Source organism: Marinobacter sp. H13 (assembly GCF_059072335.1).
The window spans coordinates 4,320,976-4,347,659 of record NZ_JCACRU010000001.1 but is presented as its reverse complement, the minus strand read 5'-3'; the positions used below and the strand labels follow the sequence as shown (position 1 = coordinate 4,347,659).

At 58.1% G+C, this 26,684-nt stretch carries 25 protein-coding genes and 1 tRNA gene; 11 read left to right on the top strand and 15 right to left on the bottom strand.

What is annotated here, in order from left to right:
- The first annotated feature begins 52 nt into the window (after positions 1 to 52).
- Positions 53 to 1,000, top strand: coding sequence for an AEC family transporter (locus tag AC5JQH_RS20305; protein WP_053115083.1), 948 nt, complete (start codon positions 53 to 55; stop codon positions 998 to 1,000).
- Here AC5JQH_RS20305 and AC5JQH_RS20300 read toward each other — a convergent pair.
- A complete protein-coding gene (locus tag AC5JQH_RS20300; protein ID WP_493805903.1) occupies positions 997 to 1,770 on the bottom strand; it encodes a fructosamine kinase family protein in 774 nt (257 codons plus the stop codon). The two genes, AC5JQH_RS20305 and AC5JQH_RS20300, sit on opposite strands and share 4 nt — an antisense overlap.
- Before the next feature lie 85 nt (positions 1,771 to 1,855).
- Here AC5JQH_RS20300 and AC5JQH_RS20295 point away from each other — a divergent pair, with 85 nt between their 5' ends.
- Positions 1,856 to 2,131, top strand: coding sequence for an acylphosphatase (locus AC5JQH_RS20295; protein ID WP_008174451.1), 276 nt, complete (start codon positions 1,856 to 1,858; stop codon positions 2,129 to 2,131).
- On the opposite strand, the gene AC5JQH_RS20290 is transcribed toward AC5JQH_RS20295, so the two are convergent.
- Positions 2,128 to 2,721 carry a GNAT family N-acetyltransferase gene (locus tag AC5JQH_RS20290; protein ID WP_008174450.1) on the bottom strand — a complete coding sequence of 198 codons (594 nt, stop codon included), beginning with the start codon at positions 2,719 to 2,721 and terminating at the stop codon, positions 2,128 to 2,130. The two genes, AC5JQH_RS20295 and AC5JQH_RS20290, sit on opposite strands and share 4 nt — an antisense overlap.
- A 28-nt stretch (positions 2,722 to 2,749) precedes the next feature.
- Between AC5JQH_RS20290 and AC5JQH_RS20285 the strand changes: the two genes are divergently transcribed.
- Positions 2,750 to 3,352: a DUF938 domain-containing protein gene (locus AC5JQH_RS20285; RefSeq protein ID WP_008174448.1), complete on the top strand. Its 603-nt coding sequence runs from the start codon at positions 2,750 to 2,752 to the stop codon at positions 3,350 to 3,352.
- A 77-nt stretch (positions 3,353 to 3,429) separates the two neighbouring features.
- Here AC5JQH_RS20285 and AC5JQH_RS20280 read toward each other — a convergent pair.
- Positions 3,430 to 3,520, bottom strand: a tRNA-Ser gene (locus tag AC5JQH_RS20280).
- Positions 3,521 to 3,725: 205 nt separating this feature from the next.
- Between AC5JQH_RS20280 and AC5JQH_RS20275 the strand changes: the two genes are divergently transcribed.
- On the top strand, positions 3,726 to 4,256 hold the full coding sequence (locus tag AC5JQH_RS20275) for an isochorismatase family protein (RefSeq protein WP_008174446.1): 531 nt from the start codon (positions 3,726 to 3,728) through the stop codon (positions 4,254 to 4,256).
- A gap of 66 nt (positions 4,257 to 4,322) precedes the next feature.
- The gene (locus AC5JQH_RS20270) at positions 4,323 to 4,982 is read left to right on the top strand and encodes a cupin domain-containing protein (RefSeq protein ID WP_008174444.1); all 660 of its coding nucleotides are present in this window, start codon (positions 4,323 to 4,325) and stop codon (positions 4,980 to 4,982) included.
- A 28-nt stretch (positions 4,983 to 5,010) separates the two neighbouring features.
- On the opposite strand, the gene AC5JQH_RS20265 is transcribed toward AC5JQH_RS20270, so the two are convergent.
- The 6 genes from AC5JQH_RS20265 to AC5JQH_RS20240 all read right to left on the bottom strand — a co-directional run bounded on the left by AC5JQH_RS20265 (position 5,011) and on the right by AC5JQH_RS20240 (position 10,018).
- Entirely contained in the window at positions 5,011 to 5,376 is a 366-nt protein-coding gene (locus AC5JQH_RS20265) for a DUF7352 domain-containing protein (protein WP_008174443.1), read from the bottom strand.
- Between the two features lie 110 nt (positions 5,377 to 5,486).
- Entirely contained in the window at positions 5,487 to 6,386 is a 900-nt protein-coding gene (locus AC5JQH_RS20260; protein WP_014576947.1) for a LysR family transcriptional regulator, read from the bottom strand.
- 20 nt (positions 6,387 to 6,406) lie between these two features.
- Positions 6,407 to 7,024, bottom strand: coding sequence for a flavin reductase family protein (locus AC5JQH_RS20255; protein ID WP_008174440.1), 618 nt, complete (start codon positions 7,022 to 7,024; stop codon positions 6,407 to 6,409).
- Positions 7,024 to 8,220: an MFS transporter gene (locus AC5JQH_RS20250; RefSeq protein WP_053115041.1), complete on the bottom strand. Its 1,197-nt coding sequence runs from the start codon at positions 8,218 to 8,220 to the stop codon at positions 7,024 to 7,026. The genes AC5JQH_RS20255 and AC5JQH_RS20250 overlap by 1 nt, the downstream gene beginning before the upstream one ends.
- A 3-nt stretch (positions 8,221 to 8,223) precedes the next feature.
- A complete protein-coding gene (locus AC5JQH_RS20245; RefSeq protein WP_008174436.1) occupies positions 8,224 to 9,051 on the bottom strand; it encodes a CheR family methyltransferase in 828 nt (275 codons plus the stop codon).
- Between the two features lie 37 nt (positions 9,052 to 9,088).
- A complete protein-coding gene (locus AC5JQH_RS20240) occupies positions 9,089 to 10,018 on the bottom strand; it encodes a chemotaxis protein CheV (protein ID WP_008174434.1) in 930 nt (309 codons plus the stop codon).
- 188 nt (positions 10,019 to 10,206) lie between these two features.
- Between AC5JQH_RS20240 and flgA the strand changes: the two genes are divergently transcribed.
- From flgA to AC5JQH_RS20225, 3 genes are all read left to right on the top strand, one after another.
- Complete coding sequence (gene flgA, locus AC5JQH_RS20235) at positions 10,207 to 10,908, top strand: flagellar basal body P-ring formation chaperone FlgA (protein WP_008174432.1); 702 nt, start codon at positions 10,207 to 10,209, stop codon at positions 10,906 to 10,908.
- A gap of 173 nt (positions 10,909 to 11,081) precedes the next feature.
- The gene (gene flgM / locus AC5JQH_RS20230; protein WP_008174429.1) at positions 11,082 to 11,408 is read left to right on the top strand and encodes a flagellar biosynthesis anti-sigma factor FlgM; all 327 of its coding nucleotides are present in this window, start codon (positions 11,082 to 11,084) and stop codon (positions 11,406 to 11,408) included.
- Between the two features lie 7 nt (positions 11,409 to 11,415).
- Positions 11,416 to 11,886 (top strand): flagella synthesis protein FlgN, encoded by a 471-nt coding sequence (locus tag AC5JQH_RS20225; RefSeq protein WP_008174427.1) that lies wholly within the window; start codon positions 11,416 to 11,418, stop codon positions 11,884 to 11,886.
- A gap of 38 nt (positions 11,887 to 11,924) precedes the next feature.
- On the opposite strand, the gene AC5JQH_RS20220 is transcribed toward AC5JQH_RS20225, so the two are convergent.
- The gene (locus AC5JQH_RS20220; RefSeq protein WP_053115040.1) at positions 11,925 to 12,674 is read right to left on the bottom strand and encodes a cyclic di-GMP-binding domain-containing protein, MshE-related; all 750 of its coding nucleotides are present in this window, start codon (positions 12,672 to 12,674) and stop codon (positions 11,925 to 11,927) included.
- Between the two features lie 227 nt (positions 12,675 to 12,901).
- Here AC5JQH_RS20220 and AC5JQH_RS20215 point away from each other — a divergent pair, with 227 nt between their 5' ends.
- The 3 genes from AC5JQH_RS20215 to AC5JQH_RS20205 all read left to right on the top strand — a co-directional run bounded on the left by AC5JQH_RS20215 (position 12,902) and on the right by AC5JQH_RS20205 (position 16,122).
- On the top strand, positions 12,902 to 13,513 hold the full coding sequence (locus AC5JQH_RS20215) for a peptidylprolyl isomerase (RefSeq protein ID WP_413540230.1): 612 nt from the start codon (positions 12,902 to 12,904) through the stop codon (positions 13,511 to 13,513).
- Positions 13,514 to 13,517: 4 nt separating this feature from the next.
- Positions 13,518 to 15,416, top strand: coding sequence for a bifunctional tRNA (5-methylaminomethyl-2-thiouridine)(34)-methyltransferase MnmC2/FAD-dependent 5-carboxymethylaminomethyl-2-thiouridine(34) oxidoreductase MnmC1 (gene mnmC / locus AC5JQH_RS20210; protein ID WP_008174420.1), 1,899 nt, complete (start codon positions 13,518 to 13,520; stop codon positions 15,414 to 15,416).
- Between the two features lie 73 nt (positions 15,417 to 15,489).
- A complete protein-coding gene (locus tag AC5JQH_RS20205) occupies positions 15,490 to 16,122 on the top strand; it encodes a CBS domain-containing protein (RefSeq protein WP_008174418.1) in 633 nt (210 codons plus the stop codon).
- A 12-nt stretch (positions 16,123 to 16,134) separates the two neighbouring features.
- Here the strand turns inward: AC5JQH_RS20205 and AC5JQH_RS20200 are convergent, their stop codons facing one another.
- From AC5JQH_RS20200 to AC5JQH_RS20180, 5 genes are all read right to left on the bottom strand, one after another.
- Positions 16,135 to 18,885, bottom strand: a complete 2,751-nt coding sequence (locus tag AC5JQH_RS20200; RefSeq protein WP_482902043.1) for a hypothetical protein — start codon at positions 18,883 to 18,885, stop codon at positions 16,135 to 16,137.
- A gap of 144 nt (positions 18,886 to 19,029) precedes the next feature.
- The gene (gene ligA, locus AC5JQH_RS20195) at positions 19,030 to 21,066 is read right to left on the bottom strand and encodes an NAD-dependent DNA ligase LigA (protein ID WP_288367410.1); all 2,037 of its coding nucleotides are present in this window, start codon (positions 21,064 to 21,066) and stop codon (positions 19,030 to 19,032) included.
- A gap of 73 nt (positions 21,067 to 21,139) precedes the next feature.
- The gene (gene zipA, locus AC5JQH_RS20190; RefSeq protein WP_288367411.1) at positions 21,140 to 22,153 is read right to left on the bottom strand and encodes a cell division protein ZipA; all 1,014 of its coding nucleotides are present in this window, start codon (positions 22,151 to 22,153) and stop codon (positions 21,140 to 21,142) included.
- 122 nt (positions 22,154 to 22,275) lie between these two features.
- Entirely contained in the window at positions 22,276 to 25,770 is a 3,495-nt protein-coding gene (smc, locus tag AC5JQH_RS20185) for a chromosome segregation protein SMC (protein ID WP_288367412.1), read from the bottom strand.
- A 1-nt stretch (position 25,771) separates the two neighbouring features.
- Positions 25,772 to 26,455, bottom strand: coding sequence for a GntR family transcriptional regulator (locus tag AC5JQH_RS20180; RefSeq protein ID WP_008174408.1), 684 nt, complete (start codon positions 26,453 to 26,455; stop codon positions 25,772 to 25,774).
- Positions 26,456 to 26,684 lie beyond the last annotated feature (229 nt).

The following is a 26,684-nucleotide window of genomic DNA, read 5'->3' as shown; positions in this document are numbered from 1 at the left end:
CTTATAATTCAGGTGAACCCAGTCACTCTCCTCGACCCGACGGCCACTCTTGATGAACCTGATCGATCTGTTCCTGCAAACCATGGAAACGACACTGCCCGTGTTTGCCATGGTCTTTATCGGCCTGGGACTTCGCCGGATCGGCTGGATCGATAACGCGTTTGTGAATACTGCTTCGGCGCTGGTGTTCAAGGCCACCCTACCGACCCTGGTATTCTTGAGCATCATCCGGGCCGATCTGGATACCGCGTTCAATCCCGGCCTTTTGGTCTTCTACCTGGTCGCGACTCTGGGGAGTTTCGCCATCACCTGGCTCTGGGCCCGCTGGCGTGTGGTTCGGGAGGATCGTGGCGTTTACGTGCAGGGCGCGTTTCGGGGTAACTGCGGTATCGTCGGCCTGGCGCTCGCCGCCAATCTCTACGGAGACTTCGGCCTGTCGGCAGGTGGCATCCTGCTTGGCCTGGTGATCATCTCCTACAACATACTGTCGGTGATCGTGCTGGTGGCCTACCAACCGGGGCAAACAACGGACTGGACGAAGATCTTCCACGACATCATCCGCAACCCGCTCATCCTGGCAGTCTTCGTGGCGATTCCCTTCGCTGCCCTGGATATCTCACTGCCGGGCTGGGTCATGACCAGCGGCGATTACTTTGCCTCACTCACGCTGCCCCTGGCGCTGCTTTGCATCGGCGCAACCGTATCCCTGAGCGCCATCCGGAGTGACAGCAAAACAGCCTTGGGTTCCAGCCTGTTCAAGATGGTGATACTACCGGCGCTTTGCACCGCCGCAGCGTGGCTGGCCGGTTTTCGGGGTTCGGAGCTGGGCCTGATGTTCCTGTTCTTCGCCAGCCCGACGGCGGCCGCCAGTTTCGTGATGGTGAAGGCGCTGGGCGGTAATGACCGGTTGGCGGCTAATATCATCGCCCTGACGACCCTTCTGGCAAGCATTACTGTCACTCTGGGAGTCTTCGTGCTTCGCAGTACCGGCCTGATCTAGGCCCTGCCCCGGCCTATTGCTTCAATCGCGGCAAAACCCAGCTGGCAACCCTCCAGGTAACCACCTCCGAACAGGTTGTAGTGGTTCAGGTAATGGTAGAGGTTGTAGACCTCACGCTTGATGCCATAAACCGATGTTCTTGGGTAACACGCGTCGTAGGCCCGGTAGAATGCTTCGCCGAAACCACCAAACATCTGTGTCATGGCGATATCCGCTTCACGATCACCGCAGTAGACGGCCGGATCAATCAGCCAGGGGCGGTCAGTGCCATAGAGCACGTTACCATTCCAGAGATCACCATGGAGCAGGCTCGGGTGCTCACAGTGGGCGTTCAGCCAGTCCATCAGCAAGCCCCCGTGCTGGTCCAATACCTGTTCGAAGCGAGTCCTCTGGCTGGCGTCACGAATACATGAGATCTGGTAGCCAAGGCGGTCGTGGACAAAAAACTCACCCCAGTTGTCGCACCAGCGATTGGGTTGCGGTGCCAGGCCAATGTAATTGTCCCTGCCCCAGCCGTACGCCTCCTGCCGCAGGGCATGCATTCTGGCCAGCCCTTCACCCAGCACCTCCCGCGCCCGATCTGAGCCACCTGAAGACCGGATGGCGGTGATTTCGAGTTCGGTTTCGTTCACCCGATAAACGTGCGGCACACCGACGTCGGTCACCCCGGCCTCATCAAGCGCGCCTGCAAGGCTCTCCAATCCCTCCGCCTCGCAGACCAGGGCATCGGCATAACCAGTTGCATTGTGTTTCAGGTGGGTGGAGGCCATCGGCGTTCTCTCTCCTTGAAGTGGTCGTGCCCGAACCGGTAGATTGAAATAAAGCCTGACACGACAGAACGAGCGGGAGCAAACCATGGATACCAAACGCTGGCAACTTCTGATATCCGGCCGCGTACAGGGGGTCTACTATCGCGCCTCCACGGAACAGAAGGCCTCTTCCCTGGGTTTGACGGGGTTCGCTCGCAATCTGCCCGATGGACGAGTTGAGATTGTGGCCGAAGGCCCGGAGGAACGCCTGGACGAACTCAGAACCTGGTGCGCCGAAGGCCCACCGGATGCGCGTGTGGATGCGGTGGATATTGCGCCGGAATCGCCAACCGGGGAATTCAGCAACTTCAGCGTTCGTTAGGCAATACGCCTCAGCCAGAACGTCATGGGCTTGGCGGTTTCCGCCGCCTGATCCACATCTTTCCATGCATAGGTGGTGGTCAGCTCCGGTACCTTTCGGTAGCCGCGGTTGTGCCAGAATGGGTCCAGCGGCTGGTAATCGGCAGGTCTGAGCGGATGATCTTGAGGCCGCTCGACCGCGCAGAAACAGCAGTGCGTGAAACGGCCCTGTTCCCGGGCATGGCCTTCCCGGTGGTCGAAGAAGGCCACTCCGATGCCCTGCCCCCGGTAATTCGGCAGCAGCACCGACTCACCGAAATAGAAGATCTTGTCTGGCTCATAACCCTGCTCGATGAACGGCCCTTTGAACTCGTCCGTTTCGTGGTCCATCGGGATGCCCGTGGCGGCGCCAATAACCGATTCGCCATCCAGGGCCAGCACGAAGAGACTCTCTGGCGAGCGGGCGTAGGTATCGAGGTACTTGCGCTCGTAGTCCATATCACCGTCGTACAGGTAGGGAAAATGGCGAAACACCTCGATCCTCAGGCGCGCGAGATCATCCAGGTATGTTTTTATTTGGTCACCGCTGAGCCGGCGTATTGAAACCGCCATAAACTACCCCCTGTCGAAAGGTCGGAGCATGCAAAAAGACAAGCCGTTTTCTCAAGCCTGCGAGAATAACAAAGCGCCGATTCTGGAAAAACTTGTCGAGCTTTTCAAACAGCCGGGCACCATTCTGGAAATCGGCACGGGCACTGGCCAGCACGCCGTTCACTTTGCCGCTCACTTACCCCACGTGGTTTGGCAGCCGACCGATCACCCTCAGAACGCCCAGCTTTCCCGGGCGTGGATCGACGACGCCCACCTTACGAATATCAACCCGCCCATTGCCCTGGAGGTATTGAACGGAGATTGGTCCAGGCTGCCCGCCATCGACGGCGCGTTCTCCGCCAATACGGCGCATATCATGGCCTGGAAAGAAGTGCAGGCAATGTTTCGCGGCCTGGCGGAGGCCCTACCCAAGGGCGCGATCTTCTGCCTCTATGGGCCTTTCAGCTATGGCGGTCGGCACACCAGTGAAAACAATGTACGATTCGACCTGTCGCTGAGAACACAGGCGCCGCATATGGGAATTAGGGATATGGAGGATCTCGAGGCTCTGGGTGAAGCAACCGGGCTGAAGCTTGAAAAGGATTTCGGGATGCCGGCTAATAATCGGTTGTTGGTTTGGAGAAAATCCTAGCTCGAACCCGGGAGGGTTCTTTCTACCCTGCCAATCGGCCAATAAAAAACCCCAGCATTTCTGCTGGGGTTTTGTATTGGCGGAGAGGGAGGGATTCGAACCCTCGAAACGCTATTAACGTTTACACACTTTCCAGGCGTGCGCCTTCAGCCACTCGGCCACCTCTCCAATAAACTGTTTCAAATCAGCAACGTCGTCGCTCATTTGAGGGCGCAAACTTTAATGGTTTTACGGGCGCTTGGCAACTCCCCCGGGGAAAATCGTCAAAAAAATTCGGGCGAGACGGGTTTTCTCTTTACCGGTTGAGCAGATTCAGGACTATCGTTAGTACAACGCCGAGTATAATCATCCAGTTTGTGGGGAGAGACTATTCATGCTTATGAAAGCCGAGCAATCGACGCTGTTGCTCATTGATGTCCAGGAAAAGCTGATGCCCGCCATTAGCCATGGCGACGAGGTGGTGGACCGTTGCATCGTTCTCGCCACCATCGCCGGGCTCATGGAGGTTCCGGTGCTGGGTACCGAGCAGTTGCCGGACAAGCTGGGGCATAACGTTGAAGCGGTCCGGGAACTCTGTAACCAGACCCTGGCCAAGCACCATTTTGATGCCTGCCCCGATGGGCTCGTTGACCAGTTGCCGGAGGGTCGGCAGCACATTGTAATAGGTGGTTGCGAGACCCATGTGTGTATGATGCAGACCGCCTTGAGCCTGCTTGATGCTGGTTACAAGGTGTGGGTGGTGGCCGATGCTACCGGCTCACGCAACGAGTTTGACCGGGACGTAGCCCTGGACCGCCTGAACGAGAGCGGTGCCAGGATCGTAACGCTTGAGATGGTGGCGTTTGAATGGATGCGTCATTGCAAACATCCGCAGTTCCGGAACATTCAGGCCCTGATCAAATAGAGGCATCCGGAAGGCTGGCGCCCACGTAACTAGTCACTTCATTTTCAGGTGGTTTTGAGGTTCGCAATGCTCAACATGGACTTTTCCAAAAAAGTCATCATCCGCACCGAAGAGCAGGATTGGGTGCCCAGCCCTGCCGGTGGTGTTCTGAGAAAGCCTCTTGCCCGCGAGGAAGCAGAGCGTGGTCATGCGACCAGTGTGGTCCGGTACGAGCCTGGTGCCTCCTTCAACCGGCATGAGCACCCCCTGGGCGAAGAGATCCTCGTTCTGGATGGGGTGTTTTCCGACGAGACCGGCGATTACCCGGCCGGCACTTATCTGCGGAACCCGCCAGGCAGTGGACACGCCCCTTTCAGCAAGGAAGGCTGCACGCTGCTCGTCAAGCTGCATCAGTTCGACGAACGCGATGGATCCACAGTGCGCATCGATACGCGCACTGCGCCGTGGCGGGCCGGTATGGGCGGGCTTGAGGTGATGCCGCTGCACGAATTCGAGCACGAGCATGTGGCCCTGGTGAAGTGGCCGGCAAACGAGGTTTTCCAGCCCCATCGGCACTTTGGCGGCGAGGAGATATTCGTGCTGTCCGGTGAGTTTTGCGATGAACATGGTCGCTACCCGGCGGGCACCTGGATTCGGAGCCCCCACCTGAGCCAGCATCACCCGTTCGTGGACAAGGAAACAATCATCTGGGTAAAAACCGGCCACCTGCCGATCGAGACGCCATAAAAAAGGGCCCCGAAGGGCCCTGAAGTGGTCAAGAGATCGCTGTGTGTTGCCAGTTCTGCCTGCTGAACGCGTCGTTGCTTGCACCGTCAGGTGCCGTATTGAAGAGCTCTTCTTCACCGGCAGGTATTGCAAACACGTGGTACGCCTCAGGGCCAAATGGATCCAGTGCGGTATCGAGGTATTCGAAGCTGTCAGGCACTGGTTCGCCCGAATAAGCGACTCGGAACTGCCGCTCAAGGGTTGGTGTGGTTACGTTCAGGGGCTGCTCCACCCAGAGGTAGACGGCCTTATGGGGCACGATGTATTCGCTGCGCACCACCCTGTAACCCTCTTTGAGCGTAAGCGTGGTCGGCTCTTTGCCCGGTTCCAGACGGAATTTGTGGATGGTCTTCATAGCTACTGCTCCTCTTCGGGTTGCTGCCTTTCACAGCTCCATAATGGACAGGAACAGAGTTCGATAAAATAAGCTTTTGTGAGCTTTTAAGATCGATATTTTCGATGCAATCAGGCGTCACGATCACCCGTGTGAGCATCGACAATGGCACGGACGCCCTCATGGGCGGTTTTTCGGCCACGGGTGATGGCGAACAATTCATCCATGACGTCTTCAATTGAGGCAATCTGCTCTACCTCATACTGGCGGCAGACCTCCTCGCGGATTGAGGTTGGAGCAGCGAACACGCCATAGCCCTGGCTGCCAAATACCTTGATCAGGGCGCTGTCATCTACCCGGGCGACAAGTTTCATGCGAACCCCATTCAGGGAAAACCAGTTCATCAGTCGCTCGAAATAGGGTGCATCCGTGGCGTTGGCCAGCAACGGTTGGCCATTCAGGGATTCGGGAAACCCCTTTTTGAGCTTTCTTGCCAACTCTGGTGCGGCGAACAGGCTCATGCTGGATCCCGCCAGAGGGTGTACCGTGAGATTGCCGTCCTCCTGCAACCGTGGCACCCGGTCGGTCAGAACCAGATCCAGCTCCTTGCGTTTCAGGCTGAGCACGAGATCTTCGGTGCGCCCGGTCTGGCATTCAAGCTGGATGGACCGCTCGCCCGCCATCGCCGGCTGAAGCAGGTAGTAGGCAATCAGTTTGTGAATCGACGCGGAGACGCCGGCTCGCAGGGTCAGCGGGCGCTCGGAAGGATCAAGCCGCAGGGTTTCGGCAAGCTCACCGGTGAGGGCGAATATGTCGTCGGCGTAGCCGAGGATCAGCCGGCCGTAGTCTGTGAGGATCAGCTTGCGCCTTTCCCGGGAGAACAGGCGCCCACCCACTGAGGCTTCAAACGTCGCAAGCTGGCCACTGAGGGTCTGCGGCGCCAGTTCCAGGACTTCACTGGCTCGGGCGATCGAACCTTCCCGGCTGATCACCCAGAAATAGTAGAGATGGCGGAGGTTAAGCTGTTCCATTCCTTTGCCCTGCCCCCGATTCAGGATGGCCGCGGAATTTTGAGGATTTCACCGAAGGTGACGTATTCGCTTCCCCCGAGACGGCCGATCGGATCAATCGCAGCGCCACTGAAGGTCAGGCGATTCTTGTCATCGTAACGAGCTGCATCATCAGATACCCATACCCGGGTGACTTTTCCGAATACCAGTGACTGGGGCCCGGCACCGATTTCCTTGATGTCGTAGAGCTCGCAGGCAAAAGCCACGTGGCAGTCCTTGAGCCGAGGCAGGCTCGAGCCTTCAAAATCCACCAGCTCCAGATCAAGATTTTTCAGTTCGGATTCGCCATGGGGCAAGGTTCGCGAGGATTCTGTGACCGCCGCGGCGAGATCCCGGTGGGCGATATGAACGACAAAATTCTTTCTCGCTTCAATGTTTACCCGGGTGTCTTTCGAAACGCCCTCCGCCGGTTTTTTACCAACGGAAATCATCAGCAACGGGGGATTGCTGGTGATGGGCGTAAAGAACGAGAATGGCGCCAGATTGTAGTCCCCATCCGGATTTTCACTCAGCACCCAGGCAACTGGCCTCGGAATCACTGTCTGGGTAAGGATGTGGTAGGCATCTTTCGGATCCATATCCTCGAAATCTATAAGCATCACTCTCTCCCGTTAACTGCAGCTTCGGGCGTTCGTTCGCGCAACAGCCACAAAGTCATCAATAACCCGTGAAGTATCAGGAAGGGTACGGCAACCATGACCAGACCGCCCCAGCCCAGCCAGCTCAGAATTGCGCCGGCAGACAGCGCCGCGGTCGCCTGGGAGCCAAAAACCATTATGTCGTTCAGGCCCTGGACGCGGAAGCGTTCGGCATCCCGATACCCCCGGGGCAGCAGCGTTGTGCCACCAACGAACAGGAAATTCCAGCCAACGCCGAGCAACAACAGCGCTGACAGATAGTGGTGGAAGCTGACACCACTCGCGGCAAGGGCAATACAGCCCAGATAGGCCAGCAGGCCCGCTGCCATCATCAGGGGAATGCCTACCACGCGTGTCAGCCAACCGCTGATCAGCGACGGAAGATACATGGCCATTATGTGGAGCTGGATCACCCGCTTGGCATCGTCGAGGTCATGGCCGGCCATTTCGGTCATGCTCAGCGGCGTCGCCGTCATGATGAAACTCATCACCGCATAGCCAATGGCCGCGGCACTCATGGCCGCCCAGATCAAAGGGTTCGCCATAATCTCCCGTAGGGGGCGGCCTCCTCCCGGCCGGGATTCCTGGACGCGCTCGGCCCCTGCCCGGTAACCGATAGCAAGGATCAGCAAAGCCGCACCCTGGACGGCCGCCAGCGCGATCCAGCTGACCAGAAACGGGTATTGCTCCGCCGCGCCGCTACCCAGACCCGCAACTTCCGGCCCGAGCCAGGCTGCGACCAGACCACCCAGCAACACGCGAGCGGCAGCAGAACCCGCCATACCCGGCGCCACGGATTCCATGGCCGCAAACCGATATTGGTGAACCACCGCAAGCCCGGTACCACCGACCACGGCCGCAAGACAAAGAAGGGAAAACAGACCAGTCCAGGACGCCAGGCCTCCCATAAGACCTGCAACAATGCCCATGATGGCACCCAGCAGCATCACGCGCTTGCGCCCAATGCGCTCCATTAACCAGGTTGCCGGTTTGATAGCCAGAACGGTGCCTACGACCACCAGCCCGACGGGAAGTGTTGCGTACTCGGGCGCCGGGGCGAGCATTCTGCCCTGAATGCTGCCTATAAAAACGATAAAAGGCGCTGTGCACATGGCCAGCGCCTGAGCGGCAACCAGGACCCAGACATTGAGGGGCATGGATTATTTTTTCCTGTAGATGATTCCGGGGTGGCACTGAACCATCTCATAGAGATGGGGCAAGCCGTTGAGCGATTCCGAGGCACCAAGAACCAGGTAGCCGCCCGGGTTCAGGGTGGCGTGCATCCGGGTGAGAATGTCCTTTTTCAGGTCCGCCGAAAAATAGATCAGAACGTTCCGGCACATCACAATATCGAACTTGCCCAGCATATAACGCTCAAGCAGGTTCAACTCCTTGAACTCCACCATGCTCTTGATCTGGGGTTTGATCTGCCAGCCACCGTTCAGGGACGGCGTGAAAAACTGCTTCTGGCGCTCTGGCGAGAGCCCCCGACCAATGGCAAGCATTTCATACTCGCCCTTGCGAGCCACATCAAGAACGCTTTTGGAGATATCCGTCGCGGTGATCTTTACATCCCGCAGCTTCCCGGGCCTCGCCCGCCGAAACTCCTCGACGATCATGGCAATCGAATACGGCTCCTGGCCGGTTGAGCAGGCCGCAGACCAGATACGCAAAGGCTGCATCGAGTTGCGCTCTGCGAATTCGGGAAGCAGTTTCTCCTGAAGAATCCGGAAAGGGTGATTGTCACGGAACCACAGGGTTTCATTGGTTGTCATCGCATCGATGACAGTCTCTTTCAGACCGCCCCGCCCGGGGCGCTTAAGGCGCTCGAGCAGTTCACCCAGGGTATTCAGGCTGTTCTCTTCAAGAATCCTGCGCAACCGGCTTTTGACCAGGTACTGTTTATTATCGCCCAGTAAAATCCCACAGGCATCCTGCAGGAACGATTTGAAGGCTTCATATTCCTGTGGCGTTATTTCCGCTTTCATTGGGTCTCTGTTCTGAGTGAATCTTTGAGCGGCTCCATCAACCCTGGTCGATGATTTCCATCACCCGCTCTGCCAGCTCGTCCGGACTGAACTTTGCCATAAAGTCGTCGGCCCCGACCTTCTTTACCATGGCCTGGTTGAACACACCGCTGAGTGAGGTGTGAAGCATAACAAACATATCCGAAAGCGCCGGGTCCTCTTTCACCTTGGTGACGAGGGTGTAGCCATCCATTTCAGGCATCTCCACGTCCGAGATGATCAGGGAGAAGTGATCCTTGGCCCGGGAACCATCCGCAGTGATTTCCTTCAGATGTTCAATAGCCTGCTTGCCGTCGTTTTTCAGCACCACTTCCATGCCAATTGCGGTGAGACACCGCTGTATCTGGCGCCGGGCCACGGATGAATCATCGACCACCAGCACGGGCAGATGCCCCGGTACCCTATCCGCGCTCTTACTCAGAACGGCTTCGGTTACGTCCTCCCCAAGCGGAGAAACTTCTGAAAGAATCTTCTCTACATCAATGATTTCGATAAGCTTATCATCAATTTTCGTGACAGCGGTAAGATAGACATCCTTGCCGGCCCCTTTGGGTGGAGGCAGGATTTCTTCCCAGTTCATGTTCATGATTCGCTCGACGCCGCTCACCAGGAAACCCTGCGTTTTGCGATTGTATTCAGTGATGATGACGAAACTGGTGGAGAGCTCTTCTTGCGGGATACCGGGCAGACCGATTGCCATGCTCAGATCGATAATGGGGATAGTCTCACCCCGGCTATGGGCTACGCCTCGAACAACCGGCCGGCTGTTGGGCAGGGAGAACAGCTTCGGACACTGCAGCACCTCTTTCACCTTGAACACGTTGATCCCGTAGATCTGGCGCCCCCTGAGACGGAAAAGAAGCAGCTCTAGGCGGTTCTTTCCGACCATCTGAGTGCGCTGGTTGACACTGTCCAAAACCCCTGCCATTTCGATTCTCCTGGCTTGCCGGAATTACAACGGCATATATCTTGCTGTTCACTGAATAATAGCCTGATCGACGGAAACCCGTCATATCAGGGCTGGGTCAGCCCATTTAACGGCCACTTTTACCGAATCCTTAGCCTGATTCGGGCTTTTCTGCCCTGTTGTTGACAGCATAGGACAAACTGATACGTATGCGCATCACGAATTTCGCCCTACTACTGCTAATGTCTGGCCTGAGCACGCCGCTCCTTGCTGGAACGACGGCTGAACAGATTCAGAAAGCAACCCTGGCGTTTCTGGACAGCTTTGCGTCTGAACAGGCCGAGCATGGCTACACCGTTTCCTTCGAACCCGGTTCCATCGACAGCCGCCTCGCTCTCGCCGAGTGCGAAAAGCCTTTGAGTGTAGAGTTCAGCGGGGATCCATGGAAAAGCACCAGCCCGTCGTTGCAGGTAGCCTGCGAAGGAACCCGCCCATGGCGAATGTTTGTTACCGCTTCAGTCTCTATCCATGGGCCAGCCCTGGTGGCAGCGAGGCCACTCACACGTGGAGAGCGAATAACCGAAGGGCTGCTTGCGAAGCAGTCTGTTGAAATCAATTCATCCAGACGGGGCGTGATTACCGACTCGAAGCAGGCGATTGGCATGGAAGTGCGGCGCGCAGTGAATGCCGGATCGCTCGTTACACCAGACATGCTTTCGGCCCCGAATGCGGTCGAACGAGGCGATCATGTTATCATCACCGCCAAAACCGGTGGATTTTCAGTACGTTCCCGGGGCAAAGCCCTGGCAAGCGCCAGCGTTGGCGAACAGGTTCTGGTTGAGAATCTGCGCTCATCGCGCACGATAAGAGCCAGCGTTGTCGCGCCGGGCCACGTGGAGATTCCGATGTGAGCCGCGTGCGGCAGAGGCTTGCCGGAGCGGCAAGTGAATGCCGCAAAACCGGTCGTAAAAGCAGATGAAAAAAAGTGCTAAAAGTACTAAAGGTTTTCGCGGCGCCGCCGTTAAGAAGACATAAACTCGAGTAAGCGCCGCATTCGTGGCGCGACAGGCAAGCAGGTACAGATATGTCAGTTGACTTAAATGGAATTGGCCCCGGCCAGGTCAACACCCAGAGAACCACGGCCGACAAAAGCTCCGGCGCACAGAATACCCAGCCGGCATCCAACGAACAGGCGAAGACACAGGCCCAGGGGGCCCGTGGTGAGAACGTCAGCCTGAGCAATCAGGCAAAGAATCTGAAGCAGCTCGAACAAAAGCTGGGCGATTATCCGGAAATGGATGACGACCGCATCGAGCAGATCCGTTCCGCCCTCGAAAATGGCACGTACAAGATTGACGCCGAGAAGCTGGCCCAGAAAATGCTTGAGATGGATGAAAGCATTTTCGGGTGAGTAGACCATGGCCGCAATTGATGATTTGAAGACCCTTCTTTCCCAGGATATCAGCCAGCTTGAAACACTGGCTGACGTTCTCGGCAAGGAAAAGACCTGCCTTGCGAATTCCGACCTCCGCCAGCTGGACGCCCTGACCAGAGAGAAGAACGATCTCCTCGGTGCAGTCCGCGAACGCGCCAAACAGAAAATCCGAACGCTCGTACAAATGGGATATCGCCCCGAAAGTGGCGAGCCTTCCCGCTTTATTCGCAGCGCCGGATTCTCGGATCTCTTCGAACTCTGGCAGGAAGCGGACCAGAAGCTGCGAACCTGTCAGACGCTGAACCAGACCAACGGTCGCGTAATCAGCCACTTGCAAAAGCGTTTGTCGAGGCTCACAGATATTTTCCGCGGCGCCACCGGCCAGCAAAAGCTGTACGGTGCACAGGGTCAGCAGACCACGGTATCAAGCAGCACGGTGCTCGCCAGCGCCTGAGCCCGGACGCATGGCTCTGCCGAGCCATGCTTTCCACTTCATCGGGTGTAGATGGTCATCTGGGAGTCGGGATGAAACCGGATGTCGTGAATGCTCACGTTGCCCATTGAAGCTCCCTGGCCTCCCGTAACCCGTATATTGTCCATCCGAATTTCCTCGATGCGCTCAGGGAACGCCAGCATCAGGGCGCCATCTTCTCTTACCCGATAACGTGGCTCCCCTTCACGATAATGCACACCGGAAATGCTGAGATCTGAATCCAGGAAGTTCAGAACCGGCACGAAGATATTGGCGGAAAGCTTGAGACCTTCAATAACATCTGCGGATGCCTCGGAGCCCTGCTCCCCATTTCCTGCGGGGTTCTCCGCCATCTTGCTGACAATACCAATGCGCTGCAGCAAGGTCGGATCGCCCTGACCGGAAATCGCCGCCAGCTCGGCTTCGCTCATGGGGGCAAGATTGCCTCTGTCATAAAGTTCGCCGGCTTCCAGTATTGCCTGTGACGCCTCGGCCGAATTGCTGGCCGCAAAGGTTACCAGGGGCTGGAATGGCAGCGTGACCGCTGTTACCAGGGCGGCAGCGTTGCGATAGCGGGACTGGTGCTTGAGGACACGGTGCAGCTCCTTCTCGCTGATCCAGCCCGCCTGGATAAATACCTCACCCAGGCGCTGTCCCGATTCGCGCTGAAGCCTGAGGCCTTCGTTAACCTGCCCCTCAGACAGATACCCACGATTGATAAGCAATCGCCCGAGGCGTGATTTCTCTTCAAATCCCTGACGGATTCTCACCCAGTGTCTCCTTTTAAACAGTGAAAACCGTACAACCCGGCCCGGCCAGTGTGATCCATGACTTCCGATATCGGGAAGGTTAGCCGATCACACAACAATGTGCGTGGATGCAGTGCCCGTTTTACCATCACCATCTGGTAAGATCTGGCACCTGATAACAGAATTCGCCGAATTGTCGCAGGAAACACACCTGCTAATAACACGGAGAACGGCTGCAAATGACAAACATGGTAAAACCCCTGAAAACTGTGACACCCGTATTGCTTATGGCACTCGCCCTGCTCATGCCGACTGCCGCGGTGCAGGCGCAAACCAATGAGCAACTGGCCAGTGATCCTCTTCCGAAGGTCCGCATGGTGACCAGTGAAGGCGCTATCGAGCTTCAGCTTCGCCCGGATGTTGCGCCCGAAACGGTCGACAATTTCCTGCAGTACGCCGAAGACGGTTTTTTCGACGGCACCATCTTCCATCGGGTTATACCCGGGTTCATGATCCAGGGCGGCGGTTTCACCCGGGATCTCTCCCGCAAGTCCACTCGGGCCCCTATCCGCAATGAAGCGAAAGAGACACTGCCGAACCTTCGTGGAACCATTGCGATGGCTCGCACCAGTGCGCCTGATTCCGCCACGTCCCAGTTCTTTATCAACCTTTCCGACAACGGGTTCCTGAACGCCGGAGTTCGCGGCCCGGGTTATGCGGTTTTTGGCAAGGTGACCGAGGGCATGGGCGTTGTCGATGCCATTGCCCGCAAACAGACCACCCGGAAACAGGGGATGGCCGATGTGCCGGTTGAACCTGTGATCATCGAAACCGTCACCGTGGTCGACCCCGAAGGCTGACACCGTGGACCGTGCTCCCCTGCCGCCCGGAATAGAGCCCGCTGAACTGGCTTGGCACGACGGCGTCCCGGAGTCCATCCGGTTCGGCGATGTCTATTTCAGCCGCGACAATGGTCTCGAGGAAACACGCTACGTTTTCCTGCAACACAACCAGTTGCCCGAACGTTTCGCACAGATTCCCGAAGGCGGCAATTTCGTTATTGCCGAAAACGGCTTTGGAACCGGCCTGAACTTTCTCGCCGCCTGGCAAGCCTGGCAGCGACACGCTCCGGCCCATGCGGCGACGCTGCACTTCGTTTCCGTTGAACGTTTCCCCCTCACCCACGAGGACCTGGCCCGGGCCCTGGCACAGTGGCCCGAACTGGCTGCGCTGGCCGACGAACTGCTTCTGCATTACCCACCCCTGGTGCGTGGGGTACACAGGCTGGTCCTGGCCGGGGGGCAGGTTCGACTGACGCTATTTTTCGGCGACATTAACGACGCCTGGCAATCCCTGGATTTTCAAGCCGACGCCTGGTTTCTGGACGGGTTCGCTCCGTCCCGCAACCCGGATATGTGGCTGGAAAACATCATCAACAAGATCCGTGCACACAGCAGGCCGGGTACAACTCTGGCGACCTTTACCTCCGTTGGCCGGATTCGTCGGGCCTTGATGGGGGCCGGATTCCGGATGGAAAAAACCGCCGGATACGGTCGCAAACGGGATATGCTGAAAGGCGTTCTTGTCGCGGAGAACCCGGCACCCATCAAAACGGCTCCCACGGAACAACAGGAATCGATCGCAATAATCGGCGCAGGTGTTGCCGGCTGCGCACTGGCAAGAAACCTGGCAGACCGGGGCTACCCGGTAACACTGATCGACGCCCATGGCCCGGGTGCAGCGGCGTCCGGCAACGCCCAGGGCGCCCTGTATGTGAAGCTGGGCGTAGAGTTCAACGACCAGACCGAGCTGGCGCTCACAGCACTCTCGTTCGCGCAGCGTTTCTACCACAACTGGCGCGACCAGCACTGGCATCCGACCGGCCTGCTACAGCTGGCCCACAACTCCCAGGAAGCGGACCGGCAGCGGAGGTTTCTCCAAAGGAACGACTACCCCCGGAGTATCTTTTACCCGGTGACCCGGGAACAGGCCAGCGCCCTGACAGGCGTGCCAACGGAATCGGGCGGGCTCTGGTTCCCCGGCAGTGGCTGGCTCGAACCCGCAAACCTTTGCAAGGAACTGGCGAACCACCCGCTGATATCCACGGTGTTCCATAGCGAGGTCAACAATCTTCGGCGTTCGGACGGCACATGGAGCATTTCGACGGAAAACAACAGATCGATCACCGCTGACCGGGTGGTCATCTGCTCGGGCCATCTCAGCCCGGAGCTTATCCCGACAAAGGGTCGTTTCCGGTTGAAAGCCATTCGTGGCCAGGTTAGCCACCTGCCAGCGACAGCTCTCAGAGGCCCAACGGCCGTTATCTGTGGTAACCGGTATTTGAACCCTGCACTGGGCGAGTTTGCCGTAACCGGCGCAACCTTCGATCTACGTGATAACAACCCATTGCCCACCGTGGAAAGTCATAACGAGAACATCGACGAACTCGGCTCGATGCTGCCTGCGGTGTTTTCCGATGAAAGCGATGCGCTTCGCGGGGAGGAACTCAGTGGCCGGGTTGCCTTCCGATGCACCACCCATGACTACCAGCCGGTGGCCGGACCCGTTTTCGACGGCGAGAGCGGCGATCTCGATAGCCTTTACCTCCTTACTGGCCTTGGCAGCAAAGGACTGACCTACGCACCGCTCCTGGCCGAATATCTGGCTGACTTGCTCACCGGACAACCTCCCTGCCTTCCCGCGAACCTGGCCAAACGCCTTGAAACCCGACGCCTCTATCAGACGAATGTGGTGGTTTCGTAATAAACTCCAGCTGAAGTTTCCGGTCAGACTGCCGATAACCATCGAAATGGTGGCATAGTCACGGAGAGAACCCATGTCCATTTTTGTCAGCGAACCCGGCCGCCCGGTCGGAACCCGGCTACCGGAAACATTCCGGGCAAGGCCCGTGGGTGATGTTACAGAGCTGGCAGAAACCCAGAGCATCAATCCTGGCCGAAGTGAGGCAACGGACGCCGAGTTCCAGCAGGCCGCCAATGCCGGTCGCTACAAAGCACTGGAGGAATACGGCGCGGCGGCCGCTGGCGAGCGCCGTGAAGACCGCCCGTATCTGCCGGTATCCAGCATCTCGTCTCAAACCCTGTATTCCGTTCCGGCGTCTGCAACGATTTCTGAGGCTTTAACCGTCATGGACGAGCACCAGGTGCACCACCTTGTGATCATGGCGGACAACAACGTTGCCGGCCTTGTCGACCTGCGTTGGCTCCTGGGCTGGCTTCACGAGAATGAAGCCGATGCCATGAGCCAGAGCCTGGTTCACATCGAGTTGCCCGCCTTCCTGACAGCCTCACCCGAGACCGATGCCCACCAGCTTGCCAGACTTATGCTGGCCCACCAGCTCAATGCCGCCCTGGTGGTAGATGCGAAAGGCGCCGCCTCCGGAATTGTTACCAGCACGGACTACCTGCGACTCTACGCCAGCTCAGGCCGCCATCAGGGAACGGTGTAGCCCCCACGTTCCCTAATTCAGAGGCGTCAACAGTTCTCCCTCTGGACTGAAGAGAAGCACATACCAGTTGTTGCCGACTCGGGTTAATGCAGGTATTTCGTCATCGCGGTAGTTTTCGAGATCCACTATGGCAGAGTCATCGGCCGCAAGCTGGTATCGCCAGTTGTTTCTGAATTCCGACTCTTCCTCTTCCGTCTCCGGTTCTGTAACCAGCGATACCCGGGCAGCGATGCCCTGCTCCATTCCGGACACCACACCGCCGCTGGCGAAGTCGCCGTTCGTGGTACCCGCCACAACCATGTCGCCATCGAAATCAGCCAACCCAAGAAATGCCTCGCTGGACTGATCGTCTTCGTCATTCAGGGTGAAGGCCCGACTGACATTCCCGGCGGCTGAATATCCCAGCAGGAACCCGGCAGCACTGGAAAGCGCCTCCCTCTCCAGAACGGGGTCTTCCTCGTCCTGCTCCAGCACAGAATAGGATCCATCACTGGCACCAATCAGCCAGAGCGTGCTACCGGTATACAGTCCGTTGGAAACCGGTTCATCGCCAGTGGTGCCAACCTGTTTGACATCAAGTTCGCTGGTGGCACTGGAGGCGTTAAAGAAGAAGGCATCAATGCCGCCGATGACTGAAGCGCCTTCCACAGATCCCGCGGCCGAACCAAACAACCCGGGGTTCACAGATTCTGTGCTGCCGCCGGCAACACGGTCATCGGCTGCTGAGCCGGCCTGGCGGGTCCAGGCAACCGCAGGCTGCTGCGTGTTGCCGTCCAGTTCAGTATCAATTCGCTGCAGGAAGCTGTCCCTGCCGCCCGATCCCTGCTGCTGATCAAACACACCTTCCGTTTCCCCGGCCAGGATGACATAGCCGGTGTCACGGTTGATTCCGGCCCAGCGAACCTGATCATCAGCATCCGTTCCGGTCCGGATGGTCCAGGTGGGAACGTATTCGCCACCGTTGGTGGCGGAATCAAACCAGTAAAGCGATGTCACTGAATCCAGGCGGCCCAGACCGGACGTTCCCGCCACCGACTGATCGGTGCTGTAGGCCACGACAAATTCGAACCGGTCTACCTTGGTCCCACCCTCGGTCACCTTCCGCTGCACCACGTTTATGACCGGATCCGGAGCGCTCAGGCTGTCGCTCGCAGAGGATATGTCAACCTGCTGCAACTGAGTGCCTCGTTGGTCAAAAATCCGCACCAGCACCCGGTCGTTATCCTGGGTGTCGTAGCCGGCAACGAACAGCCTGCCGTCATGGCCCATCGAGATGTCTGTGGCCACAAAGCCGTCGCCAGGGTTCAGAGCAAGCGGAGACGTCAGCTCGTTGAGGCTGACCCGGATCAGGTTTTCAGCCTCCGCCCGGGCATAATCCTCTCGACCGGCCTGGAAGTTCTCGTTGAGGCCCAGCAGGATAAACCGGTCACTGAAGGCCGGGTTGGCATAGCCAGCCTCCGGTACCCGAATCCGGAAAGGCACTTCATCGGTCCCTTCTGGAAAAATCAGTTCGTCATTCTCAACCCAGTTTCCGTCTTCCAGTCGCTCGATAACGAACTCGGATTCGAGACGTGCGGTGGAGTCTTCGGTGTGGCTCAGCTTCGCAAAAATATCCCGGTCTCTGTCTCCAGAGAGTCTCGCGACGTATTCGCGCACAGCACCCACGTTCAGCGTATCCCTGCCGCCACCGTTTACAGTTTCCAGCGACAGAACCGGCTCGTTGTCCTGAATGGACAAATTGGTAACGACACCACCGTTACCGCTGCCAAGACCGGCCAGACCGGATCGCACTTCTGTCAGTGCCAGGCGAAGGGACTCGACGGGCTCGGCAAAGCTGTCCTCGACCACCTCCAATGGCAGATAACACTCGGTAATACCCGGCTCAAGTGTGATCACACCGCGCGTATAGAAACCCTGTTCGTCAAGCTCATAGTCGATATAGTCCAGCTCGCTTTCCCCCGTCTCATCGGGAGGCAATGAACTGTTGCTGCCCAACCCGACAATGTCCGTGCCGAGGATGGCATCTCCCGCATTGGAGGCACTGTGATCGCAGTTCTGGTGTGGAGGCGAGAATCCGACGTCGCAACTGGATGCGTCATAGTCAGACAAAAGCTCAAAAGCTACCGCTACCCGGGTTACCGACGGTTGATCCAGGGTAACCTTGACGAAGACGCGGCGCGTCGGAAGTGTCAGCTCCCTGGTACCGGATACGGAGCCGTCATCGTTGTAGAGATTGATGGTAACGCTGTGCTCACCTTCGGTTTCAAGATCAGGCAAGGTACATTGTTCACGGTTACTGGCAGGGATTTCCGGGCTTTCACCTTCCGTAAACGGCTCTGCATCCAGAGACATGACATTATATTTCACATCAATATCGAACGGCTGGGCGCCAGCCATGCGGCCGTCGGTTGTTACCAGATTGATGCCTTCGGTCTTGCCCAGGTCCGCCTCTCCTCGACTACCGCCGGAGAGACCGGGGACACCGCGCATAATGATGCCCTGGCGGGCCTTGTTACTGGTGTCCTCTAGCGCCAGCCAGGACGGCGCATTGGTCAGGGAATAATCAAGGATATCTTCGCCACCGTAGGCCCCGAAGTTGTAGGAGTATTCAACACCGAGATAGGCGAACACCGGCGGTACGCCAAGGATTGTGGGCTGGTCGGGATCCTTTTCCGTCTTGCACGCAGCAAGCCCCAGTGAAAGCAGGGCCAGAACGGCAAGTTGGCGAACAGGATGAATGCGGGAGAGAAAATCGGCGCCCATGAAAAAATCCGTTTCAATCGTTGTTGTTATGGCAGCGACCACCCGGATGAAACATGAACACCGGGCGGTTTACACACCGTTACAGAACAACGCCATGGTAGCCAATTTGATACGCAGGGGATCTGCGCGAGTTCTCAGATTCGGTTAGCCCGCGCCCAGGCCGTGCTCTTCCAGCAACGCCACCAGCCCGGCTTCATCAAGAACAGGTACCTCTAACTGTTCAGCCTTGGCCAGTTTGGAACCGGCGGCCTCGCCAGCCACCACGCAGGCCGTCTTTTTAGAAACGCTTCCGGCCACCTTGGCTCCAAGGGATTCCAGCTTCTCTTTGGCTTCGTCCCGTGTCATTCCGGAAAGCGTACCGGTCAGCACCCAGGTCTGGCCTTTCAGAGGCTTCTCTCCCTCCCGGACTTCCTCTTCCTGCCACCTCACACCGGCTTCACGCAGGGCATCCAGGGTTTCGCGATTGTGGGTCTGCTCGAAAAAGCTACAGATATGACCCGCAACGATCGGCCCGACATCCGGAACCGTTTGAAGGCTCTCTTCATCCGCTGCAGCAATGGCCTCCAGAGTTCCGAAGTGGCCCGCCAGGGCTTTAGCGGTGGCCTCCCCCACCTCCCGGATGCCAAGGGCATAAAGGAACCGCCAGAGCACGGGGTTTCTGGCCCGATCAATGGCAGCCACCAGATTGGCCGCCGACTTTTCTCCCATTCGCTCAAGTTTCACCAGGTCGTCGGTGGTCAGGCGATACAGATCGGCAACGGTTTCCACCATGCCCTGATCCACCATGATATCTATCCACTTGTCTCCAAGGCCCTCAATATCGAGGGCTTTGCGGGAGGCATAGTGGCGAATGGCTTCCTTTCGCTGCGCGGGGCAGAACAGGCCCCCAGAGCAGCGGGCAACGGCTTCACCTTCGATCTGGATAACATCCGAGTCGCACACCGGGCACTGTCGGGGCAATTCTACTTCCCGGGCGCCTGAGGGGCGTTTTTCGGCCACCACTTTGACTACCTGCGGAATCACATCTCCGGCGCGGCGAATGAACACGGTATCGCCGATATGAACATCCAGTCGGCGAATTTCGTCCATGTTATGGAGGGTGGCGTTGCTCACCGTTACACCGCCCACGAACACGGGTTTTAACCTCGCAACCGGGGTAACCGCGCCAGTACGACCGACCTGGAATTCCACGTCCTCGATAACCGTGAGTTCCTCCTGAGCCGGAAACTTCTGGGCAATCGCCCAACGAGGGGCCCGGGATACAAAACCCAGGGCCTTTTGCTGGTCAAGCCGGTTCACCTTGAAGACGATACCGTCGATTTCGTAGGGGAGTCCGTCCCGTTTGTCCATCAGCTCGCTGTAGGCTTCAAGGCATTCCTCCGCGCCCTTGGCCTTGCGCATCTCGGGATTAATACGGAAACCCCAGCTCTGGACTCTCTTGAGCCCCTCCCACTGGGTATCCGGCAAGAGGCTTTCGTCGGTTACCGCAACGCTGTAGGCGCACATTTCGAGAGGGCGTCTGGCGGTTACTGTCGATTTTTTCTGCCGGAGGCTGCCGGCCGCCGCATTACGGGGATTAACGAAGGTCTTCTCGCCACGCTCCGCCAGGCGGCGATTAAGCTGCTCGAAACCGTCCTTCGGCATGTAGACTTCGCCGCGGACCTCCACCAGATCGGGCACGTCGTCGCCACGGAGCTTCAGCGGCACCGAGGGAATGGTTCGGATATTGGCGGTTATGTCCTCCCCGGAATAGCCATCCCCCCGGGTGGCGGCGGTCGTCAGGGCGCCATTCTCGTAGTGCAGGCTCACCGCCAGCCCGTCCAGCTTCGGTTCACAGACATACTCCACGTCCTCAGTGATACCGAGCCGATCTTTTACCCGCCGGTCAAAGTCACGAAGTTCGTCCTCGCTGAACGCATTATCCAGCGACAGCATGGGCAGCCTGTGCACTACCTCCTCAAAGCTGGTTTCCGCGGCGCTGCCAACCCGCCGCGTGGGCGACGTGTCCGAAGCCAACTCCGGATAATCGGTTTCCAGGCCCTGCAATTCCCGGAACAACCGGTCGTATTCCGCATCGGGAACACGCGGGTCATCCAGCACGTAATAGCGGTAGTTATGGTCATCAATCGCCGAACGGAGTTCTTCAACACGCTGAATGATGTCGGGCGTGGCTTTGCTCATGGACTGGCACTCTCGTCTCTCAAAAAAATGCCCGGAACAAACCGGGCATCTGGCCTTCTTTTACCGCCTGGTTTCAGACTCGCTGGGAACGTTGCTTGCGCTCGAACTCCCGAATCCTCTGGCGGCAGTGCTCGATTGTCTGAGGGGTCATCACGCTCCGGCGCTCATCCTTAAGCTCGCCGCCAAGGTTACGAACCACGGCCTGGGCTGTCTCAAGCATGAAGTCAAACGCCTGCAGCGCATTGGTGGGCCCGGGCATACTCATGAAGAAACTGATACCGGGCGTGGCCAGGGTCGGCATATCGCCCGGCTTGAACGTGCCGGGTTCCACGGCATTGGCAACACTGAACTGGACCGGGCTGGTGGTATCGGACTCCTCGTGCCGATGATAAATGTCCATATCACCATGCTCCAGACCACAGGCTTCGAACAACTTCTTCAGGGCCACCCCCTTAAAGTCTTCACCGCTCTTGGCCAGGACATTGATCACAATCACTTCCCGGGCTTCAGGGCGATTCGCACCTGCCAGCGGCTGACCACTGACCGCTCGGGAAGGTTCACGCCGTGCCGTATCTTCCTCTACTTCGGTTGTCACCGTAGGCGGGACTGCTTCCACCTCATCTTCGATGGCCCCCCAACCTGATTCCAGCTCGGTTTCTTCAGGCTCATGACTGGACAACCCGAAATCGGGATCCGACTCAACAGGTTCATCGTGATACCCGGCAGCCGGTTCGCTTTCCGGCTCCGGATGCAGATCCGGTTCTGGCGGCTCCCGATGTTCTTCCTTGGCAGCAGCTGTCACCGGGCGGGTCGGTTTGGGTTTCGGAGAACCAAATCGGCTGGGCTTTTCACGCTTTACATAGCCACGCTCTTCGAGTGTGTCGCGGGAGATGGTTCGTGCGCCGCCGTTGGGCAACTCCGGGTTGTACTCGTCATCGAGTGGCGAATCCTCGAGCTCATCGGCGCCCATGCCCGATGAGATTGCCATGGATTCCTTCCGGGCACGCCGCATGCGGCGCACGCCATCAATGACAATGCCGATAATAACCAGGGTACCGATGGCAATTAACCATTCCCTAAGTGACATAGTGCTGCTGTCCTGTTTGCAGATCCCGTAACGTTGCTACTCTGAGAAAAGCCCGTAATGAATACAACGCACACCCGGGCCAGATGGCGTTTTTGTCATGGTTGACCGATTTCTGACCAGTCTCAAGCCTCCGCCAGCGCCGCAGCCTCGTCCACGTCCACCGACACCAGGCGCGAGCAACCCGGTTCATGCATGGTTACCCCCATCAACTGATCCGCCATCTCCATGGCAATCTTGTTGTGGGTAATGTAGATGAACTGAACCTGCTTGGACATCTCCTTGACCATGTTTGCATAGCGGCCCACGTTGGCGTCATCCAGCGGCGCATCCACCTCGTCCAGCATACAGAAGGGTGCCGGGTTCAGCTGGAAAATCGAAAACACCAGTGCGATCGCCGTAAGGGCCTTCTCGCCGCCCGACAGCAGGTGAATGGTGCTGTTCTTCTTGCCCGGCGGCCGCGCCATGATTGCAACGCCGGTTTCCAGAAGATCCTCACCGGTAAGCTCGAGGTAGGCGTTCCCGCCTCCGAACACTTTGGGAAACAGAGCCTGCAGACCACCGTTCACCTGGTCAAAGGTTTCCTTGAAACGCTGCCGGGTTTCCCGATCTATTTTCCGTATGGCGTTGTCCAGTGTTTCCAGGGCTTCCATCAGGTCTTCATGCTGGGAATCCAGGTAGGTCTTGCGCTCACTCTGAACCTGATATTCCTCGATGGCCGCCAGGTTAATCGCGCCCAGGCGCTGAATTCGGTTGCCGATTCGCTCCAGTTCGTCTGCCCAGTCTTTTTCGTTCGCACCCTCGGGCAACTGGGCGAGGATATCCTGAAGTTTTACGTCTAGCTCCTTGAGCTGATCGACATGGTTCCCGGAACGGATTTCCAGGGCCTGGGACTCCATTTTCAGTTTTTCGAGTCGGGACCGGACTTCCTGAATGCTATGATCGGTTCCGCTTCTGCCCTGTTCCTTTTCGCGCACTTCCCGATCAATCTCTTCCAGCGCGTCGCGAGCAGCGCCCAGCTTTTCCTCTTCCGCCAATCGGCGGTCCAGCAGCCCTTCGAGCTGCATCTGCAGGTCTTCGATGGGTTCTTCGGCGCTTTCCCGGGACTCCCTCAGAATCTCCAGGCGCTCGTCGATACGCTCCTTCTGCAACTGCATCCGATCAATCGTCTGCCTGAGGCCGTCACGTTGACTGTGCAGGGTCTGCAGCTGGAGCTGCAGCTGATGCGCGTGATCACGATCGTGCCGGGCCTCCTGGCGAAGCCGGTCCAGGTTTTCGCGCAAGGTATCGCGCTGCTCCAGCAACCGCTCTTTCTCTTCATCGCTGTCTTCGGTGGAAGCCAGCGCCAGTTGCCAGTCTTCCCGGGCATCCTGAAGACTCTCTTTCTGGCCCTCGAGGTTTTCGGACACGTCCTGGATATCGTCCCGGATTCGCTGCAGGCGGGCATCAATCTGCTCGGCACGTGCTCGCAGGCCGCTGACCCTGGACGCCAGTGTGCTCAGTTCACGATCTGCCTGGCTCAGACGGGTCTGCGCCTCATCCCGGGCTGCTTCCGAACGCTCTGCCCGCTCCTGAAGCTCTTCCAACCGTTCGGTAGCCGCTTCCAGCGCCTCCTCCGCCTCGGCCAGCTGCGCGGTCAGTTCGGTCACCTTCTTCTGCCGCTCAATCACACCGACCTGGCCGGCATCAGAGTCCGGCATCAGGACCCACTCCCGGGATATCCAGACGCCCTCGGGTGTCATCAGGCTTTGACCGTCCCGAAGCCCCGATCGCATACCCATGGCGTCAGAGACGGTTTCGACGGTATCGATGCCGCGAAGCAACGAGGCAATTCCCGGCACTCCGGAAACCTTGGCCGCCAACCCGGAACGCTCACTGCCGTCTGTGGCTTCTGCCTCCACCAGCGCCAACCCCTTTGGCGCTTCTTTCATGGCGGATGAGAGCTGATCAATATCGGGAAGGCAGAGACCCTGGGTAAAACGCCCAATAACCTGTTCGACAGCAAACTCCCAGCCATCGGTAATCTGAAGCTGGCTGGCCACCCGGGGCATATCGCTGAGGGCGTTCTGTGACAGCCAGGATTGCAGAACATCATCCCCGGCCCCCATCTGCTCATCCAGAAGGGATTGCTGGGACTCCAGGGACGCACGAAGGCTCTGCACCCGTTGGCGTTCTTCAGAGAGCGCCTGCTCGGCATCACGCTGTTGCTGCCGGGCTTCGTAGAGCTCGTCCTGAACTGAAGCAATCCGTTCGGCCGCCTCTTCGCGCTTCAGCTCCAGGGTTTCCTGCTGTTCCAGCAGGTCTTCGAGCTCGGCGCGGTCCATCTGACCTTCCAGCAACTCCTGTTCGTCCTGAAGCTTGCGTTGGCGGGCCAGCAGTTGCTCAATGGCATCCTCAAGCGAGCGGATTCTGGACTGGGCCAGCTCTGCCTGGCGCCGCGCGTCCGATGAACGGGCACTGAAGTCTTCCCACTGGTGCTGCCAGTCACTCATTGCGTCTTCGGCCTGCTGCAACTTCTCACCAGACTCCTCGGAGCGAATTGCCAGCGCTTCCTGCTCCGGCTCCATCATGTCGAGTTCTTCCTGGATTCCCGCAAGCTTGTCCTCATCCTGCTCCAGCTCGCGGGCCAGTTCTCTCTGGTTCGCCATGGCCTGGTCCAGCTCAGCCGCCATTTGCCGGCTGCGTTCACGCTGGTGTTCGAGGCTCTGCTCAATACGGGCGATATCGGCCCCGGCTTCGTAATAGCGTGCCTGTGCCCGGTTGAAATGCTCGGTCCGTTCCTGGTGATTGTCGCGCAGGGATTCCAGGGAGGTCTCCAGGCTGACCCGCTCGGTGAGGTATTTCTCAAGCTCGAGCTCGGTATCCCGGATCTTGCCTCGCCAGGCTTGCAAGTCATTGTCGAGGGATTGCCAGCGCAGCACCGTCAGTTCGGCTTTTTTCTGGCGCTCTTCCTGCTTGTAGGCCTTGTACTTCTCGGCTGCGGCTGCCTGACGCTCCAGGTGTTGCAGTTGGCGGCCCAGCTCTTCCCTCAAATCGGTCAGACGCTCCAGGTTTTCCTGGGTCCGGCGGATACGGTTCTCCGTTTCCCGGCGCCGCTCCTTGTATTTTGAAATGCCGGCCGCTTCTTCAATATAGATCCGAAGCTCTTCCGGTTTGGCCTCAATCAGCCGGGAAATCATGCCCTGTTCGATGATGGCATAGCTCCGCGGGCCGAGACCGGTGCCGAGGAACAGGTCTGTAATGTCGCGACGCCGGCACTTGGAGCCATTAAGGAAATACTCGGACTGCCCTTCCCGGGAAACGCGGCGGCGAACGGAGATTTCGTTGAATTTCACGAATTCACCGGGCGCGGACCCATCGCTGTTATCAAACACCAGTTCGATGGAGGCCTGTCCCACAGGCTTTCTTGCGCTGGAACCGTTGAAGATAACGTCTGTCATGGATTCGCCGCGCAGGTACTTGGCGGAGCTCTCCCCCATGACCCAACGCACCGCATCGATGATGTTGGACTTGCCGCACCCATTGGGGCCGACCACGGCCGTCATGTTGGAGGGGAACGGAACCGTGGTGGGATCTACGAACGATTTGAAGCCGGACAGTTTGATGGACTTCAGCCGCATATCAGGCGCTCGCTTCCTGCCGGAGGATCGTCAACACCTGCTGCCGCTGGTGCTCCCCAAAGGCCTGGATAACGGCTTGCAGCCGCTCAGTGTCGTCGTTGACGGCGGCATCCGCCAGCTGCCGAAAGAAGGTGGCCGTTTCACCGATTTCTTCCCGGAAGTGTTCCAGCGCCACGAAATAGGTGCGGCTGATGGCCGGCCGAAAATTCTCGAGGGTTTCTTCCAGAAACGGGTTCTCAACCAGGCCGTAGGCGTAACGCATAACCCCGAAACCCGCATCAATAACCTGCTCGGCGGCGTCGGCACTGGTGGCGTTCAGGGCATCAATGACTGCCTGCAATTCACGGACCTGACCCATGACACCGCCAAGCTCCCTGCCGGACCAGCGCTCAAGTACCTTCCGCCCCAGCATGCAGAGAAGGTCGATATAGATGTCGTAGAGGCTGTTGACGCTTTCTGGCGTCAGGCTGGAGACCACGGCACCCCGCCGGGGGAAAATCTCGATCAGATGACGGCGCTCCAGAATGAGCAGCGCTTCCCGAACGGAGCCACGGCTGACATTCAGTTCTCCCGACACCTTCAATTCCTGAATGCGTTCGCCGGGCTTGAGATCTCGCGTGATGATTCGTTGCCCCAGATGCTGGGCAATTTGTTCAGACAGACTTTCCGGGGCCTGAAACCTCATAAAGTTGGTCACTCATTCCTGAAGACGGCACGATTTCAAACGCAGAAGTTTACCACAGGGAATCTATAGCCCCACCCCTTGTCTGACATTTTGCATAGCTCAGGAACATCGCGGCAAATCACTGCCGGTTTTTTGACGGCAAATCGGGAACGACAGCCGAAAAATCAGAAACCAAGTGATGTTAGCCTCGTTACTCGCTGTTTTTGTTAGCTTTTTATGACTGGGCACG